At 68.7% G+C, this 15,715-nt stretch carries 14 protein-coding genes; 8 read left to right on the plus strand and 6 right to left on the minus strand.

Annotated elements, in window-relative coordinates; translation table 11 throughout:
- Positions 1 to 52: 52 nt before the first annotated feature.
- Both ACZYYX_RS04685 and trmB read right to left on the minus strand, forming a co-directional pair.
- Positions 53 to 736, minus strand: a complete 684-nt coding sequence (locus tag ACZYYX_RS04685; RefSeq protein WP_463813265.1) for an NYN domain-containing protein — start codon at positions 734 to 736, stop codon at positions 53 to 55.
- Entirely contained in the window at positions 733 to 1,512 is a 780-nt protein-coding gene (trmB, locus tag ACZYYX_RS04690; protein WP_463813266.1) for a tRNA (guanosine(46)-N7)-methyltransferase TrmB, read from the minus strand. The genes ACZYYX_RS04685 and trmB overlap by 4 nt, the downstream gene beginning before the upstream one ends.
- 158 nt (positions 1,513 to 1,670) lie before the next feature.
- Here trmB and ACZYYX_RS04695 point away from each other — a divergent pair, with 158 nt between their 5' ends.
- The 4 genes from ACZYYX_RS04695 to fadD4 all read left to right on the plus strand — a co-directional run bounded on the left by ACZYYX_RS04695 (position 1,671) and on the right by fadD4 (position 7,374).
- Positions 1,671 to 2,636, plus strand: a complete 966-nt coding sequence (locus ACZYYX_RS04695; protein WP_463813267.1) for a hypothetical protein — start codon at positions 1,671 to 1,673, stop codon at positions 2,634 to 2,636.
- The gene (locus tag ACZYYX_RS04700; protein WP_463813268.1) at positions 2,629 to 3,738 is read left to right on the plus strand and encodes a hypothetical protein; all 1,110 of its coding nucleotides are present in this window, start codon (positions 2,629 to 2,631) and stop codon (positions 3,736 to 3,738) included. The genes ACZYYX_RS04695 and ACZYYX_RS04700 overlap by 8 nt, the downstream gene beginning before the upstream one ends.
- Positions 3,739 to 3,924: 186 nt before the next feature.
- Entirely contained in the window at positions 3,925 to 5,754 is a 1,830-nt protein-coding gene (locus ACZYYX_RS04705; RefSeq protein ID WP_463813269.1) for a phosphoenolpyruvate carboxykinase (GTP), read from the plus strand.
- 99 nt (positions 5,755 to 5,853) lie between these two features.
- On the plus strand, positions 5,854 to 7,374 hold the full coding sequence (fadD4, locus tag ACZYYX_RS04710; RefSeq protein WP_463813270.1) for a fatty-acid--CoA ligase FadD4: 1,521 nt from the start codon (positions 5,854 to 5,856) through the stop codon (positions 7,372 to 7,374).
- A 1-nt stretch (position 7,375) separates the two neighbouring features.
- On the opposite strand, the gene ACZYYX_RS04715 is transcribed toward fadD4, so the two are convergent.
- Positions 7,376 to 8,104, minus strand: a complete 729-nt coding sequence (locus ACZYYX_RS04715) for an SDR family oxidoreductase (RefSeq protein WP_463813271.1) — start codon at positions 8,102 to 8,104, stop codon at positions 7,376 to 7,378.
- 85 nt (positions 8,105 to 8,189) lie between these two features.
- Here ACZYYX_RS04715 and ACZYYX_RS04720 point away from each other — a divergent pair, with 85 nt between their 5' ends.
- Positions 8,190 to 9,044 carry a helix-turn-helix domain-containing protein gene (locus ACZYYX_RS04720; RefSeq protein WP_463813273.1) on the plus strand — a complete coding sequence of 285 codons (855 nt, stop codon included), beginning with the start codon at positions 8,190 to 8,192 and terminating at the stop codon, positions 9,042 to 9,044.
- Here the strand turns inward: ACZYYX_RS04720 and ACZYYX_RS04725 are convergent.
- Together ACZYYX_RS04725 and ACZYYX_RS04730 are read right to left on the minus strand one after the other, a co-directional pair.
- Positions 9,022 to 9,750 (minus strand): GntR family transcriptional regulator, encoded by a 729-nt coding sequence (locus tag ACZYYX_RS04725; protein WP_463813274.1) that lies wholly within the window; start codon positions 9,748 to 9,750, stop codon positions 9,022 to 9,024. The genes ACZYYX_RS04720 and ACZYYX_RS04725 overlap by 23 nt on opposite strands.
- On the minus strand, positions 9,751 to 10,926 hold the full coding sequence (locus ACZYYX_RS04730) for an acyl-CoA dehydrogenase family protein (protein WP_463813275.1): 1,176 nt from the start codon (positions 10,924 to 10,926) through the stop codon (positions 9,751 to 9,753).
- Positions 10,927 to 10,973: 47 nt separating this feature from the next.
- Between ACZYYX_RS04730 and ACZYYX_RS04735 the strand changes: the two genes are divergently transcribed.
- Positions 10,974 to 11,984, plus strand: coding sequence for a MaoC family dehydratase (locus ACZYYX_RS04735; RefSeq protein ID WP_463813277.1), 1,011 nt, complete (start codon positions 10,974 to 10,976; stop codon positions 11,982 to 11,984).
- On the opposite strand, the gene ACZYYX_RS04740 is transcribed toward ACZYYX_RS04735, so the two are convergent.
- The gene (locus tag ACZYYX_RS04740) at positions 11,965 to 12,894 is read right to left on the minus strand and encodes an alpha/beta hydrolase (protein WP_463813278.1); all 930 of its coding nucleotides are present in this window, start codon (positions 12,892 to 12,894) and stop codon (positions 11,965 to 11,967) included. The genes ACZYYX_RS04735 and ACZYYX_RS04740 overlap by 20 nt on opposite strands.
- Positions 12,895 to 13,043: 149 nt before the next feature.
- Between ACZYYX_RS04740 and ACZYYX_RS04745 the strand changes: the two genes are divergently transcribed.
- Both ACZYYX_RS04745 and ACZYYX_RS04750 read left to right on the plus strand, forming a co-directional pair.
- On the plus strand, positions 13,044 to 14,267 hold the full coding sequence (locus ACZYYX_RS04745; protein ID WP_463813279.1) for an alpha/beta fold hydrolase: 1,224 nt from the start codon (positions 13,044 to 13,046) through the stop codon (positions 14,265 to 14,267).
- A 27-nt stretch (positions 14,268 to 14,294) separates the two neighbouring features.
- Positions 14,295 to 15,713 (plus strand): WS/DGAT/MGAT family O-acyltransferase, encoded by a 1,419-nt coding sequence (locus tag ACZYYX_RS04750; protein ID WP_463813280.1) that lies wholly within the window; start codon positions 14,295 to 14,297, stop codon positions 15,711 to 15,713.
- Positions 15,714 to 15,715: the final 2 nt, after the last annotated feature.

Genomic DNA, 15,715 nt, shown 5'->3' on the forward strand with positions numbered 1-15,715 from the left:
GTTGAGTCTGTGATCATCGGCGCGCGCATCGCGACCGGGCTTTCCCACTGTTCTAGACACGAGACGCCAACAGTGAGGACAGCGGCCTGAATGGCTGCAGCCACGCGCCCTGCTCTGGCAGCGAATCGAGCCCGATTCGCGGTAGCGGCTCCCGGAAGACACCAGGGATGTCCTCCAGATCGACGAACTCCAAGGTATCCGACGCTAACGCCCAACTGGCATGTTCGCGAAATCCGAGAACCTGGACGGCGACCCCGTCACGGGCGATGTCTTCCAGCGGAAGGCGGAACGCCTGGCCGTCCGCGGACGCCACGATCAGGCCGGCCAGCCCCTCACTGCGGCGCAGTTCGATGTGCGCGAGCATGTCGGAGTCGACGTCGCTGTCCTCGTCGATCTTGGGTTTGGCGAAGACCGCGAACCCGACGTTGCGCAGTGCCTCGACCCACGGCCGGACGACGTCGGCGCTGCCCGGTGCGATGTTGGTGAACACCGTGGCCTCGGGCTCCAGGGGCGACCCCACCGGGTTCTGGGTCGACAGGTCGGCGGTACGGGCCAACAGCCAGCGGCCCAGCGCGTCGAAGCGGGGCCGGTGCGCGGCGGTCGGCCGGCCGCCGAGGATCCCGCCCAGTCCCATGTCGAGGTTGGGGGCGTCCCAGACGAGCAGCACCCGTGAGGGTGCGGCCGCGGTGCCGTCCTCGCCGGCGATGTGATCGGCGACGTCGCTGGTCAGGCTCATGACTTCGCCCACAGCAGCTCGGTGACGATCGGTCCGGCCAGCGCTTTGCGCTCGTATTTGGTCTCGGGGCGATCTACCGAGATGGGCAGGCCGGTCGCGTCGAGCTCGATCCGCGTCAACCGCGGTTCGGCGTCGCCGACCTCGGCGATCTGCTCGGCATAGCCCTGGTGGTCGGTGGCGGCGTGGAGGACGCCGCCGGGACGTAGCCGGTCGGCGATGAGCGCGACGGTGTCGGGCTGCAGCAGCCGGCGCTTGTGGTGACGGGCCTTGGGCCACGGATCGGGGAAGAAGACGCGCACCCCGGTCAGCGAGCCGGGCGCGAGCATGTGGGTGAGAACGTCGACGCCGTCGCCGCGGATCAGCCGGATGTTGCCGACGCCCTCGCGGTCGATGGCGGACAGCAGCTGGGCCAGTCCGCGTTTGTAGACCTCGACGGCGATCACGTCGAGGTCGGGCTCGGACTGGGCCATCGCCAGCGTCGACGTGCCGGTCCCGCAGCCGATCTCCAGCACCAGCGGGGCGTGCCTGCCGAACCAGGCATCGGTGTCCAGCGGCGCCGGGGGGTCGTCACCGGTGCGGGCCAGCAGACCCAGCTCGGGCCAGCGGTCCTCCCAGACGGCCTGTTGGCGATCGGAGATGGTGGATCGGCGGGCGCGGAAGCTGGTGACCCTGCGGGGGTGATGGACGGCCTGCGCCGTGTCCCTGTCCACGTCCCCGTCGATGTCGTGCTCGACGTCGCTGGGACCTGGCATTCGCATCGATCCATCGTCGCTCATCGCGGACTCACTCCCTGCATCGTGTTACAGATTGATACCCAACAGTTGCCTTCGGCTGGTATGCGCCGGCCCGCGCGGAATTGGTGCGTCGAGCAGGCCTATTCGGATGTCACGATCACCTGACAGGCGGGCGGGGGTCTGCCGGAGGGGGCGGGGGGATGCCGGGTCAGCTGGCCGATGTGGTGGCCGCCATGGCCGCCGCCGAACCCGATCCCGATCTCGCCGCCGTCGAGCGACTGTTGCGTGCGCCTGTCAGCGTAGCTGTGCGGGGACGCGCCGGGGTGGGCTGCAGGACGGTGGCCGGGGCGCTGGGCGTCCCGGTCGGGGCGCCGGGGGACACCGCGGACGTCGACGTTCTCGTCGTCGCCGAGACGGTGACCCAGGAGGACCGCGCGGGCGTGACGGACTCGACGGTGGTGGTACTGAACAAGGCCGACCTGGGCGGAGCCGACGCGGGTGGTCCGTTGCGGGCCGCGCAGGCCGTGGCCGCCGAGCTCGAGACGCTTCTGCGCTGCCCGGTGATTCCGATGGTCGCGCTGCTGGGCGGTGTGCGGATCGATGAAGACGACGTCACCGCGCTGCGGGCGCTGGTGGCGTCACCGGCCGACGTCTCCACCGTGGATGCGTTCTCGGCCTGCCCGCACCCGTTGCCCGCCGACGTGCGCCGGGATCTGATGGACCGGCTGGACCGCTTCGGGCTGGCGCACGCGATCCTCGCCGTGTCGGACGGGGCGGCCCCGGCCGAGGTGACCGCGCGGCTGCGGGCGCTCGGCGGCGCCGACGCCGTGCGCTCCGCGATCGACCGGGCCACCACGAGGGTCCGCTACCGGCGCTGCCTGACGGCGGTCCACATGCTGCGGGTGCTCGCCGCCGACCGGGGCGACGAGCGGCTCGCGGCGCATCTGGACGGTGACGACGCCGTCTTTGCGGTGATGACGGCGGCCGTCGACGTCGTGGAGGCCTCCGGCGCGACGGTGGATCGCGGCGACGACGTCGGCGCCCACACCCGCCGGGCCCTGCGCTTTCATCACCTGTCACGCGGTCCGCTCGACCCGCTGCACCGGCGCTGTGCCGCCGACATCACCCGCGGCAGCCTGCGGCTGGTCGAGGCGTGCGGTGGCTGAGCCGGTGCGCGTCGACATCCGGGTCGACGCGGTGTTGGTCGCCGGGGCCGCACGGGCCGGGGTGACGAGCGTCGCCGACGGCCTCCGGACGCGGATGCCCGACCGCCGGTTCGTCGAGGCACGTGAGCTGCTGCCCGGTCAGGTGCCCGTCGCCGTGGTGTGGGTGGTGTCGGCCACCGCGCCGATGACCTCTGCCGAGAGCGTGCGGGCCGCAGCGGTCACCGCGCACACCGACGCCGTCGTCGCCGTCGTGAACAAGATCGACGACCACCGCGGCTGGCGGCGGGTGCTGACCGTCAACGAGACCCGGGTGCCCGGCGCCAGCTGGGTGGCGGCCGCCGCAGCGCCGCGGCTCGGGCCACCACGTCTGGATGACCTGGCGGCCACGCTCACGGCGCACCTGGCCGATCCGACGCTGGCCCGGCGCAATGCCGCACGCTCCCGGGAGGCGCAGCGGGCCGAGCAGGCGCGCTGGCGCCAGCAGCTGCACCAGCTGCGGTTCGAGCTGACGTCGGCGGTGCGGCACCACTGCATCGCGGCGCGTGCCGACCTGCTCGCGGAGGTGTCGACGATGCGCAGCGGCGCTGAGGTTCAGGTCCGTGTCCGTGATCGGTCCGCGGCGGTACGCGCCGACGTCGAGACGACGCTGGAGGCGAAGACCGGGACCCAACCCTCCCTGCCGTCGTGGCGTCCGCCGACGCTGCCGCCGCCTGTCGGACGTCGGCTGGAAACCCAGCTGATGATCGTGCTGGGCGCGGGCTTCGGCGTCGGGGCGGCGCTGGCGGTGGCCCGGCTGACCGCGACGGTGACGACGGGGCCGGGCTGGGCGGCCGCGGCGGGCGGGCTGGCCGGTGTGGCGCTCACGGCGTGGGTGGTGCGGGCACGGGGGCTTCTCCAGGATCGCGCGCGATGGGAGCGCTGGGCGGGCGATGCCGTCGCGGCGTTGCGTGTCGAATTGGAGGATGCCGTGGCGGTCCGATTGGTCGCTCTCGAGAACTCCCCGGGTGCCCTCGCGGACGCCGGACACGACGGATTTCGTGGTTACCGAGCGGTAGCTGGCCGCCGCGTGCCGACGATGACCTCTTCTGAATCGTTCCTGTGAGTGATCGGACATGATCCTGGATTTCCTCGGGTATGTCACCCGCGTTAACCTCGAAGGTCAGGAGGGTCGGCGGTGGTTTGTCAAGACCTCGGACAGGTCGGTGGCGACGGCGTACGTTCCTCCACAAGTTTTCATTCGGGGTTCACCAGGCCAACGCGCAGGAACAGTGCAGGAGACGACTAGCCAATGACCGCAGCGACCATTCCGGGACTGGATTCCGCACCCACGAAGCACGAGGGGCTGCTCGCCTGGGTTCGGGAGATCGCCGAGCTGACACAGCCCGACCGCGTCGCATGGGCGGACGGCTCCGAGGAGGAGTACCAGCGCCTGTGCGATCAGCTCGTCGCGGCCGGCACCTTCCAGAAGCTGAACCCCGAGAAGAAGCCGAACTCCTACCTGGCGCTCTCGGACCCGTCGGACGTGGCGCGCGTGGAGTCGCGGACGTTCATCTGCAGCGAGCGGGAGATCGACGCCGGGCCCACCAACAACTGGATGGACCCCGCCGAGATGCGGGAGCTGATGACTCCGCTGTACCGCGGCAGCATGCGTGGCCGCACCATGTGGGTGGTGCCCTTCTGCATGGGACCGATCGACGCCGAGGACCCCAAGCTCGGTGTGGAGATCACCGACAGCGAGTACGTCGTGGTCTCGATGCGGACGATGACCCGAATGGGTGCGGCGGCGCTGGAGAAGATGGGTGACGACGGCTTCTTCGTCAAGGCGCTGCACTCGATCGGTGCGCCGCTGGAGCCAGGCCAGGAGGACGTGCCGTGGCCGTGCAACGACACGAAATACATCACCCACTTCCCCGAGACCCGCGAGATCTGGAGCTACGGCTCGGGCTACGGCGGCAACGCGCTGCTCGGCAAGAAGTGCTACTCGCTGCGCATCGCCTCGGCGATGGCGCACGACGAGGGCTGGCTCGCCGAGCACATGCTGATCCTCAAGCTGATCTCGCCGGAGAACAAGGCCTACTACATCGCCGCGGCGTTCCCGTCGGCGTGCGGTAAGACCAACCTCGCGATGCTGCAGCCCACCATCCCGGGCTGGCGCGCCGAGACCGTCGGCGACGACATCGCGTGGATGCGCTTCGGCAAGGACGGCCGGCTCTACGCCACCAACCCCGAGTTCGGGTTCTTCGGCGTCGCACCGGGCACCAACTGGGACTCCAACCCGAACGCGATGAAGACGATCGCGGCGGGCAACACCGTCTTCACCAACGTCGCCAAGACCGACGACGGTGACGTGTGGTGGGAGGGCCTCGAGGGCGAGCCCGACCACCTGATCGACTGGAAGGGCAACGACTACATCCTCCGGGAGACAGAAACCAAAGCGGCCCATCCGAATTCGCGCTACTGCACGCCGATCTCGCAGTGCCCGACGCTGGCACCCGAGTGGGACGACCCGCAGGGTGTGCCGATCTCGGCGATCCTGTTCGGCGGCCGCCGCAAGACCACGGTGCCGCTGATCACCGAGGCCCGCGACTGGCAGCACGGCGTGTTCATCGGCGCCACGCTCGGCTCCGAGCAGACCGCTGCCGCCGAGGGCAAGGTCGGCACCGTGCGCCGCGACCCGATGGCGATGCTGCCGTTCCTGGGCTACAACGTCGGCGACTACTTCCAGCACTGGATCAACATCGGCAAGGAAGCCGACGAGTCCAAGCTTCCGAAGGTGTTCTTCGTCAACTGGTTCCGTCGCGGCGCCGACGGCCGCTTCCTGTGGCCGGGCTTTGGGGAGAACAGCCGCGTGCTCAAGTGGGCCATCGAGCGCATCGAGCACCAGGCCGACGGCAAGAGCACCCCGATCGGCATCGTGCCGACGGCCCAGGATCTCGACCTCGACGGGCTGGACGTGTCGGCCGCTGACGTCGACGAGGCGTTGCAGGTCAAGCCCGAGGAGTGGCGCAAGGAGCTGCCGCTGATCGAGGAGTGGTTCTCCTTCGTCGGCGAGAAGCTGCCGACGGGCATCAAGGACGAGTTCGACGCGCTGAAGACCCGCCTCTCCGAAGCCGAGTAGGCAGGTCCGTCGCCTTCTCCCGGCGCTCCCCCGTGCGCCGCGAGCACGCGCCGACTGCCTGCTTGACACCTGTCAACTAAGTCGACGTATCCTCTGTCCATGCAGATCCGCGACACCGCTGTTGCCACTCCTGACAAGCCCGCGATCATCATGTATCCGTCCGGAGCGGTGGTGACGTTCGGCGAGCTCGAGGCCCGGGCCAACCGGCTGGCGCACCTGTTTCGCGAGGCTGGTCTGGTCGAGGGCGATGCGGTCGCCATCGTGATGGAGAACAACCAGCACATGCACGCGGTCATGTGGGCCGCGCGCCGCGCCGGGCTGTACTACGTCCCCATCAACACCCACCTGACCGCCGCGGAGGCGGCTTACATCATCGACAACAGCTCGGCCAAGGCGATCGTCGGGTCGGGCAAACTCGCCGACACTCTCGCCGGGCTGGCGGCCGAGTTGCCGAATGGACTGCCGTCGGTGCGCCTCATCGCCGACGCCACCCTCGACGGCTGGCAGAGCTATCCGGAATGCGTTGCCGGACAGCCCGATACACCGATCGACGACGAGATCGAGGGTGACCTCCTGCAGTATTCGTCGGGCACCACCGGCCGTCCGAAAGGCATCAAGCGCGCGCTGCCGCACGTCCCGCCGTCGGAGGCGCCGGGTCTGATGGCGGCCCTGGTGCAGTTCTGGATGCACCCCGACGCCGTCTATCTCAGCCCCGCACCGCTGTATCACACCGCTCCGTCGGTGTGGTCGATGCAGACCCAAGCCGGCGGCATCACGACGGTGGTGATGGAGAAGTTCGACGCCGAGGGCGCGTTGGACGCGATCGCCACGCACAAGGTCACGCACGGTCAGTTCGTGCCGGTCATGTTCACCCGGATGCTCAAGCTGCCCGAGGAAGTGCGCGCGTCCTATGACGTGTCCAGCCTGCAGCGCGTGATGCACGCCGCCGCACCGTGTCCGGTGGACATCAAGAAGCAGATGATCGACTGGTGGGGGCCGATCGTCGACGAGTACTACGCGTCTTCGGAGGCGCACGGCTCCACGCTGATCTTCGCCGAGGACTGGTTGACGCATCCGGGGTCGGTCGGCAAGCCGATGGCCGGTGTCGTTCACATTCTCGACGAGGACGGCAAGGAGCTCCCGCCCGGAGCGCCGGGCGAGATCTACTTCGAGGGCGGCAACGACTTCGAGTACCTCAACGATCCCGACAAGACCGAGAAGTCCCGGGATCCGCGCGGCTGGAAGACGGTGGGCGACATCGGATATCTCGACGACGACGGCTTCCTGTACCTCACCGACCGCCGGCACCACATGATCATTTCCGGTGGCGTGAACATCTACCCCCAGGAAGCCGAGAACCTTCTCGTCACCCATCCGAAGGTGATGGACGCGGCCGTCTTCGGGATTCCCGACGACGAGATGGGCCAGCAGGTGAAGGCCGTCGTGCAGACCGTCGACCCCGCCGACGCCACCGACGACTTCGCCGGCGAACTGATCGCGTGGCTGCGGGATCGGTTGGCGCACTACAAGTGCCCGCGATCGCTGTCCTTCGAGGCGCAGCTTCCGCGCACCGATACCGGCAAGCTGTACAAGCAGGAGCTGATCGCGAAGTACAGCTGACTCAGCGCTGCCGCGCCGGCCGGATGATCATCTCGTTGACGTCCACCTCGGCCGGCTCGCCGACGGCATAGGCGATGGCGCGGGCGATCGAATCCGGCGGTATCGCTGCCGCCCGATAGTCTTTCATGGCTGCAGCCGCGGTGGAATCGGTGATGGTGTCGGCCAGTTCGGACTCGACGACGCCGGGGGACACCGTCGTCACCCGGATCGAAGGGTCCACCTCGAGACGCAACCCCTCGGTGATCGCCCACGCCGCGTATTTGGTGGCGCAGTAGACGGCCCCGGTGGGCACCACCTCGTGCGCGCCGATCGAGGCGACGGTGATGAAATGGCCGGCGCCTTGACGCTGGAAATGCGGCAGGGTCGCGGCGATTCCGTGGAGCAGGCCGCGCACATTGACGTCGATCATCATGTCCCACTGGTCGACCAACAGTGCGTCGAGGCGCGACAGCGGCATGACCCCGGCGTTGTTGACGATCACGTCCACCCGTCCGTGGGAGGCGACGGTCTGGTCGACGAACGCGGTCATCGCCGCGCGATCGGTGACGTCGAGCGGGCGAACCTCGATGCTGCCGCCGCGCCCCGTGATGCGCTCTGCCAGGGCCTCGAGCCGGTCGGTCCGGCGAGCGCCGGCCACGACGTGATGGCCTTCGGCGGCAAGCCTTTCGGCGACAGCCTCGCCGATCCCGCTGCTGGCTCCGGTGACGATGATGATCTTGGAATCGTTCATGACACGAGCTTCATCGCCGGATCGGTCCACAACCAGGGTGCGGTACACCCTGCCTGGCGGCAGCGGATTTCCTACGCTGGACCCGATGACCGAGCTCGGCGAGTACCTGAGGAGCCGGCGTGCCGTGCTGCGCCCCGGCGACGTCGGGCTGACCAGCACGGGCACCCGTCGTGTCCCCGGTCTGCGCCGCGAAGAAGTGGCGCTGCTGGCCGGAGTCAGTGTGGACTACTACGGACGGCTCGAGCAGGGCCGGGAGCGGTCTCCGTCGGTCCAGGTCATCGATGCTCTGGCGGCGGCTCTGCGCCTGGACGACGACGGCCGGGCGCACCTGTTCATGCTGGCCGGGCTGACTCCGCGAACGCAGCGCGGCCCCGTCGCCGAACGTGTCGATCCGGGCCTGCTGAGGTTGATGGAGGCGTGGCCGGACAACCCCGCGCTGGTCTACAACCGGGCCTACGACATCCTGGCCGCCAATCGGTTGGCCGCCGCATTGTTCGGCGAGCTGGGTGCGGTCGGCAACCTCATGCTGTTGGTGTTCAACGACCCGCGGGCGCGGGCCTTCTACGCGGACTGGAACGAGGTCGCCGCGGACGCGGTCGCGGGCTTCCGCATGGCCTACGGCTCGGCACCTGACGACCCGCGCGCGCGGTCTGTCCTCACCGAGCTGCTGGCCGGTGACGATTTCCGCACGCTCTGGGAGCGTCGAGATGCGCGGCGGAAGTGTCTGAATCGCAAGAGCTTCCGTCACCCTGAGGTGGGGCTGGTGACGCTCAACATGCAGACTTTCGACGTACGTTCGGCGCCCGGTCAGGAGCTGATCGTCTACGATGCCGATCCTGGCTCGCCCAGTGCCGATGCGCTGACGCTGCTGGGGGCCACCGAGGCGTCGAGGGCGGCGTCGAGGGCGGAGTCGAGGGCTACCCCGAGCGGTGCAGGGTGATCCGGTAGGTGTACTGCTCGGGCAGGAAGTGGCTGACCGACAGTTCGACGGCGTGCCCGTCGGTGTTGCGGTAGAGCCGGTCCACCCGCAGCATCGGATGGCCCGTCGCGCATCGGACCGCCGCGGCGGAGCGGTCGTCCGCGGCGGCAACGGTGATCGACTGTGCCGCTTCGGCGATGGGGCTGCTCAGGTGTGGTTCGAGGAGTCCGATCACGGTGTGCCTGCTCTGTGCCCCGGTGCGCAGGTCGGCCGACGCAGTGACCATCGTCGCCACCTCGGGGGGAAGGTGAACGACGGTGTGGCCGAACGGGACACCGTCGTGGATGCGGCGGAAGACGACGGTGTGGACGATGTCGCCGTCGAGCCGCAGGCGGCTGGCCGCGTCGATGTCGACCCGCCGGCGCAATCCGTCGAGAACTTCCATCGTCGTGTCGTCGGACAGGCTCATCAGGTCGTCGATGGATCCGAGCCGGCGCAGGTAGCGGCTGCCGTCCCCACCGGCATAGGTGCCCCGACCGGGGACCCGGTACACCATCCCCTCGGCGACCAGATCCTGGAATGCGCGTCGCACCGTCTGGCGCGAGAGACCATGGTGCTCAGCCAGTTCCGACTCCGTCGGCAACCGCGCGCCGTCGGCGTACCGGCCACCGCGGATCTCGGCGCGGAGCTGCTCGCGCAGCACCTGGTAGGCAGGTGGGGGTTTCATCTAGATGCTGCCGCGGGCGACTAGTTGTGCGGCGATGACGTTGCGTTGGATTTCGTTGGTGCCTTCGCCGACGATCATGAGGGGGGCGTCGCGGAAGTAGCGTTCGACGTCGTACTCGGTGGAGTAGCCGTAGCCGCCGTGGATGCGGACGGCGTTGAGCGCGATGTCCATGGCGGTTTCGGAGGCGAACAGTTTGGCCATCCCGGCTTCCATGTCGGCGCGCTCGCCTGGGTTGTCAGCAGCGGCGTCGTAGCAGTCGGCGGCGTGGAGGGTGAGGTGGCGGGCGGCGGTGAGTTTGGTGGCCATGTCGGCGAGGTAGTGGCCGATGGCTTGGTGTTTCCAGATGGGCACCCCGAAGCTTTCGCGCTCTTGGGCGTAGGACAGGGCGTCCTCGAGCGCGGCGGTGGCCACGCCGAGGGCGCGGGCGGCGACTTGGATGCGGCCGGTTTCGAGGCCTTTCATCATCTGGGTGAACCCGTGGCCGGGGTGTGCGCCGAGGATGGCGGTGGCCGGGACGCGGCAGGTGTCGAAGGACAGTTCGCAGGATTCGACGCCTTTGTAGCCCAGTTTGGGCAGATCGCGTGACACCGTGAGCCCGGGGGTGGGGTTCTGCACGAGCAGGATGGAGATGCCGGTGTGGCGGGGTGTGGCGTGGGGGTCGGTTTTGCACAGCAGGGCGATCAGTCCGGAGCGTCGGGCGTTGGAGATCCAGGTTTTGGCGCCGGTGATGACGAGGTCGTCGCCGTCGGGGCGGGCGGTGGTGGTCATGTTCTGCAGGTCGGAGCCGCCGCCGGGTTCGGTCAGCGCCATGGTGGCCCGCAACTCCCCGGTGGCCATCGCCGGCAGATAGGTCTGTTTTTGCTCGTCGGTGCCGAAGAGGGCGATCAGTTTGGCGACCACGGTGTGTCCGCCCATCGCCCCGGCCAGACTCATCCAGCCGCGGGCCAGCTCCTGGGTCACCAACACATAGCAGCGTGTCGAGACCGGGGTACCGCCGTATTCCTCGGGCACGGCCAGCCCGTAGATCCCGATCTGCTTCATCGCCTCGATCCACGCCTCGGGATAGGTGTTGGCGTGCTCCATCTCCCGCACCGAGGGCCGCACCTCACGATCGACGAACACCCGCACCGTATCGACCAGCATCGCCTCGTCGTCATCCAGCATATGTACGGCCATAAGGAAGATGTTGACACACCTAGCCGAGAACTGCCAGCATACAGGCTGTGAATTTGTACGGCCAAATATCCGGCGGGCCCTTCTTCGACGATCTGCACGTCGGTCAGGTCTTCGACACCGCCCCGTCGATGACGCTGACGTCCGGTGCGGCGGCAACCCACCAGGCGATCCTCGGCGACCGGATGCGCCTGCCGTTGGACGCAGAGCTCTCCGCTGCCGTGACGGGTGCGGCCGCACCGCTCGCCCATCCCGCGCTGGTCTGCGATGTGGCGATCGGCCAGTCCACGCTGGTCACACAGCGGGTGATGGCCAACCTGTTCTACCGCGGGCTGACCTTCCACCGTTTCCCGGTCATCGGTGACACGCTGTCCACCCGAACGGAAGTCGTTGGCCTGAAGCAGAACTCAGCCAGGCCCGGTCGTGCCGCCACCGGCCTCGCCGCGCTGCGTATGACGACGACGGACGGCGCGGGACGGCTGGTCCTCGACTTCCACCGCTGCGCGATGCTGCCGCTCCGCGGCGAGGACGTCGACACCGGACACCGCGATGACATGGACGCGATCGGCGCAGGGCAGGCTCACCCGGCCGATCCGGTGGCTGACTGGGATGTGGACGCGTTCCGGGCCCGGGTCCCCGGCTCCGGTGTCGAACCGGTGGCCGGAACCGTGCTGCGCAGCACGGCCGACGTGGTGAGCAGTGCGCCCGAGCTGGCCCGATTGACACTCAACATCGCTGCGACGCACCATGATTCGCGGGTATCGGGGAAGCGGTTGGTGTACGGCGGGCACACGATCGGACTGGCGCTGGCGCAGGCCACGCGTCTGCTCCCGAATCTGGTCGCCGTCGAGGGGTGGGAGTCCTGCCAGCACACGGCGCCGGTGAGCGAAGGCGACACTCTCTACAGCGATCTCACGATCGAGACGGCGCAGCCGCGCGCCGACGGCAGGGGCACGGCGGTGCGCTTGCGCTCGATCGTCTACGCCGCCACCGAGGGCGGCACTGGAGACGGGGCTGACCGCGCCGTCCTCGACTGGGTGTTCACCGGCCTGATGCTGTAGATCCGGCGCCCGTGTAGGCGCCCCGCAGCAGCTCGCACTGGCTGGCGAAGAACGACTGCGAGACATCGGCTTTCGGCGCGATTCCGTCGAAGCCGTGGAACGCGCCCGGCACCACCGTCACCTCGCACGGCACCCCGGCGTCTTTCAGCCGCTGCGCGTAGGCCAGATCTTCGTCGTGGAACAGGTCCAGCGTGCCGACGCCGATCCACGCCGGAGGCAGTCCGGCCAGATCGGTGCGCCGGGCGGGAACGGCCACGTCGGGATCGGCGTCGCGCAGATAGGCCTGCCAGCCGAAGCGGTTGCTCGTCTGGTTCCAGAGCCGATGCCCGGGGTTGTCCAGCTCGGCGCGCCCCACCGTGCGGTCGTCGAGCATCGGGTACACGAGAAGCTGTGCCACCACGGGGATCTCGCCGCGATCGCGGGCGAGGAAGGCCAGCGCGGCGGCCAACCCCCCGCCGGCGCTGGCGCCGCCGATCGCGACCCGAGCCGGGTCGACGCTCGGCAGTTCGGTCAACCAGGAGAGCGTGGCATAGCAGTCCTCGAGCGGCACCGGATACGGATGTTCCGGTGCCAGGCGGTAATTCACCGCGGCGACGGTCGCGCCGAGTGTCTGCGCGAAGCGGCGGCACAGGTCGTCGTCCTGGGCGGCGTCGCCGATGACGTACCCGCCGCCGTGGATCCACAGCAGTGCCGGGCCGGGGGAGGAGGCGCCGGCCGGCCGGTGCAGCCGGACCGACACGCCGGAGCCCAGGGTGAGTACCTCGACGTCCGTCGGAGCGGAACGCCACATCAGGCGGGACGCCGCCCGCACGAAGGGCAGCGTCACCGGTGTGATCATCTGCTTGGGCAGCAGACGGGCGCTGCGGCGCAGCTCAGGATGGAAATCGACGACGGACTTGGAGCGGGCCATCCGTTCAGTATGCGCAGTGCTCGCTTGCACCGCCCCTGACCTGCCATTTCGGCGCCGAAAACGGCACAGGTCGACCACAGCCGGAAAACAGTAGACAACCATGGACGGATTGTCCGTTTGTGGGGGCGGGGCGGGGGTACGGTAGCGCCATGACCGAACGGCCGGATATCCGGTATCCCGGGCCCACTTTGACCACGCGTTTGCAGTGGTTGCTGAAGGCGGGCCCCGGTGACTACCTGCTGGCCGCCAGTGTCGCGAGCGCGTCCCTGCCGGTGATCGGCAAGCACCTCGAGCCGCTGGGCGCCCTCACCGCTGCCGGCATCTGGGGTGCCCGCCACGCCCCCGACTTCCTCAATGCCACGGTCAAGAGCCTCCTCACGCCGAACGACGCGGAACTGAAGCAGCGCGAGCGCGACTGCACCAACGAGGTGACCCAGGCGGCGCTGCGCACCGTGGTGTCGGCCAAGGACCTCGACATCGAGTGGCCGGCGGCCGAGCGCACGCCGCCGGTGTGGAAGATGCGGGAGCACCGGCGCAATGTGCACCGGACCTCGGTGCGCTACGGCCCCCGGCCGACCCAGCTCCTCGACGTGTGGCGCCGCGACGACCTGCCGGCGCAGCCCGCCCCGGTGCTCATCTTCGTCCCGGGTGGGGCATGGGTACACGGCAGCCGGATGCTGCAGGGCTACGCGTTGATGTCCCACCTGGCCGAAAAAGGCTGGGTCTGTTTGTCCATCGACTATCGCGTCGCGCCGCACAACCCCTGGCCCGCGCACCTGACCGATGTCAAGACGGCGATCGCGTGGGCCCGGGCCAACGTCGACAAATTCGGTGGGGACCGCGATTTCGTGACCATCGCGGGCACCTCGGCCGGCGGGCACCTCGCGGCGCTGGCGGGGCTGACAGCCAACGACCCCGAGATGCAGTGCGAGCTGCCCGACGGGTCGGACACCTCGGTCGACGCGGTGGTCGGCATCTACGGCCGTTACGACTGGGAGGACAAGTCCACGGTCGAGCGCGTCCGCTTCGTCGACTTCCTCGAGCGGATCGTCGTGCGTCGCTCGATAACCAAGCATCCCGACATCTTCCGCAAGGCGTCACCGATCGCCCGCGTGCACGCCGACGCACCGCCCTTCCTGGTCATGCACGGCACCGGGGACAGCGTCATCCCGGTCGCGCAGGCCCGCAGCTTCGTCGACCGGCTGAAGGAGGTGTCGCGGTCGGTGGTCAGCTACGTGGAGTTGCCCGGTGCCGGGCACGGCTTCGACATGACCGACGGTGCCCGCACCGGTGCGGCTGCAACGGCAATCGGCTTGTTCCTCAACCACATTCATCGAAATCGCAGCCTCATCGGGGCCAAAGAGGTTATATAGACACCTCGAAGGAGAGGTGTCGAGACTGTGAAGAGGCTTCGCGGGTGGGACGCTGTTCTTCTGTACAGCGAGACGCCCAACGTCCACATGCACACGCTGAAGCTGGCGATCATCGATCTCGCCGGTCTTGGCGGGGCTCGTTTCGGTGTGGAGGAACTGCGCACCGTCATTCACGGCCGGCTCTACAAGCTCGATCCTTTTCGCTATGAACTTATCGACATCCCCTTCAAGTTCCACCACCCGATGTGGCGGGAAAACGCCGAGGTCGATCTCGACTACCACGTGCGCTCCTGCCGCGTGGACGCTCCCGGCGGCCGCCGCCAGCTCGACGAGATGGTGGGAAAGCTGGCCAGCACTCCGCTGGATCGCAGCCGACCGCTGTGGGAGATGTATCTGATCGAGGGTCTGGCCGAGGGACGAATCGCGGTGCTGGGAAAGATCCATCACGCGCTGGCCGATGGCGTGGCGTCGGCGAATCTGCTGGCGCGGGGCATGGATCTGCAGGAGGGGCCGCAGGTCGATCGCGATTCGTACGCCACCGATCCGGCACCCACCCGCGGCGAGTTGGTGCGCTCGGCGTTCGCCGATCACCTTCGCCAGATCAGGCGCTTCCCGTCGGTGGTCGGTTACACCGCGCAGGGGGTGCGCCGGGTCCGGCAGAGTCACCACAAGTTGTCGCCCGAACTGACTCGGCCGTTCACGCCGCCGCCGACGTTCATGAACCACATGCTCGATGCGACGCGTCGGTTCGCGACGGCGACGGTGGCACTTGCAGACGTCAAGGAGACCGCCAAGCACCTCGGGGTCACGATCAACGACATGGTGCTGTCGATGTCAGCGGGTGCTCTGCGAGAGTTGTTGCTGCGCTACGACGGTCATGCCGACCACCCGCTGCTGGCGTCGGTGCCGGTGAGCTTCGACTTCTCCCCGGACCGGATCTCGGGCAACTACTTCACCGGCGTTCTGGTCAGCCTGCCCGTCGAGATCGAGGATCCATTGGAACGGGTGCGCGCCGCCCACGAGTCCGCGGCCGTAGGCAAGGAGAGCAACACGCTGCTGGGGCCCGAGCTGGTGAGCCAGTGGTCGGCGTACTTCCCGCCGGCGCCCGCGGAGGCGATGTTCCGGTGGCTGTCGGCCAAAGACGGCCAGAACAAGGTGATGAACCTGCCGATCTCGAACGTGCCCGGGCCGCGAGAGCGTGCGAAGGTGGGTGGCGCGGAGGTGACGGGGCTCTATTCGGTCGGACCGCTCACCGCGGGCAGCGGGCTGAACATCACGGTGTGGAGCTATGTCGACCAGCTCAACATCTCGGTGCTCGCCGACGGTAAGACGCTCGAGGACCCCCACGAGCTGACCGACGCGATGGTCGAGGCTCTCCTCGAGATCCGCCGTGCCGCAGGGCTTTCCGAACCGCTGACGGAGATCGACACCGCGCTGGCTCCGTAGCT

This window comes from Mycobacterium sp. IDUB_1 (assembly GCF_055419625.1).

What these genes read in the sequence shown, in the direction of transcription:
- ACZYYX_RS04685 (WP_463813265.1), bottom strand. Translation starts at nt 736, where the DNA reads ATGAGCCTGACCAGCGACGTCGCCGATCACATCGCCGGCGAGGACGGC.
- ACZYYX_RS04745 (WP_463813279.1), top strand. Translation starts at nt 13,044, where the DNA reads ATGACCGAACGGCCGGATATCCGGTATCCCGGGCCCACTTTGACCACG.
- ACZYYX_RS04705 (WP_463813269.1), top strand. Translation starts at nt 3,925, where the DNA reads ATGACCGCAGCGACCATTCCGGGACTGGATTCCGCACCCACGAAGCAC.
- fadD4 (WP_463813270.1), top strand. Translation starts at nt 5,854, where the DNA reads ATGCAGATCCGCGACACCGCTGTTGCCACTCCTGACAAGCCCGCGATC.
- ACZYYX_RS04740 (WP_463813278.1), bottom strand. Translation starts at nt 12,894, where the DNA reads ATGGCCCGCTCCAAGTCCGTCGTCGATTTCCATCCTGAGCTGCGCCGC.
- trmB (WP_463813266.1), bottom strand. Translation starts at nt 1,512, where the DNA reads ATGAGCGACGATGGATCGATGCGAATGCCAGGTCCCAGCGACGTCGAG.
- ACZYYX_RS04720 (WP_463813273.1), top strand. Translation starts at nt 8,190, where the DNA reads ATGACCGAGCTCGGCGAGTACCTGAGGAGCCGGCGTGCCGTGCTGCGC.
- ACZYYX_RS04715 (WP_463813271.1), bottom strand. Translation starts at nt 8,104, where the DNA reads ATGAACGATTCCAAGATCATCATCGTCACCGGAGCCAGCAGCGGGATC.
- ACZYYX_RS04695 (WP_463813267.1), top strand. Translation starts at nt 1,671, where the DNA reads ATGCCGGGTCAGCTGGCCGATGTGGTGGCCGCCATGGCCGCCGCCGAA.
- ACZYYX_RS04725 (WP_463813274.1), bottom strand. Translation starts at nt 9,750, where the DNA reads ATGAAACCCCCACCTGCCTACCAGGTGCTGCGCGAGCAGCTCCGCGCC.
- ACZYYX_RS04730 (WP_463813275.1), bottom strand. Translation starts at nt 10,926, where the DNA reads ATGGCCGTACATATGCTGGATGACGACGAGGCGATGCTGGTCGATACG.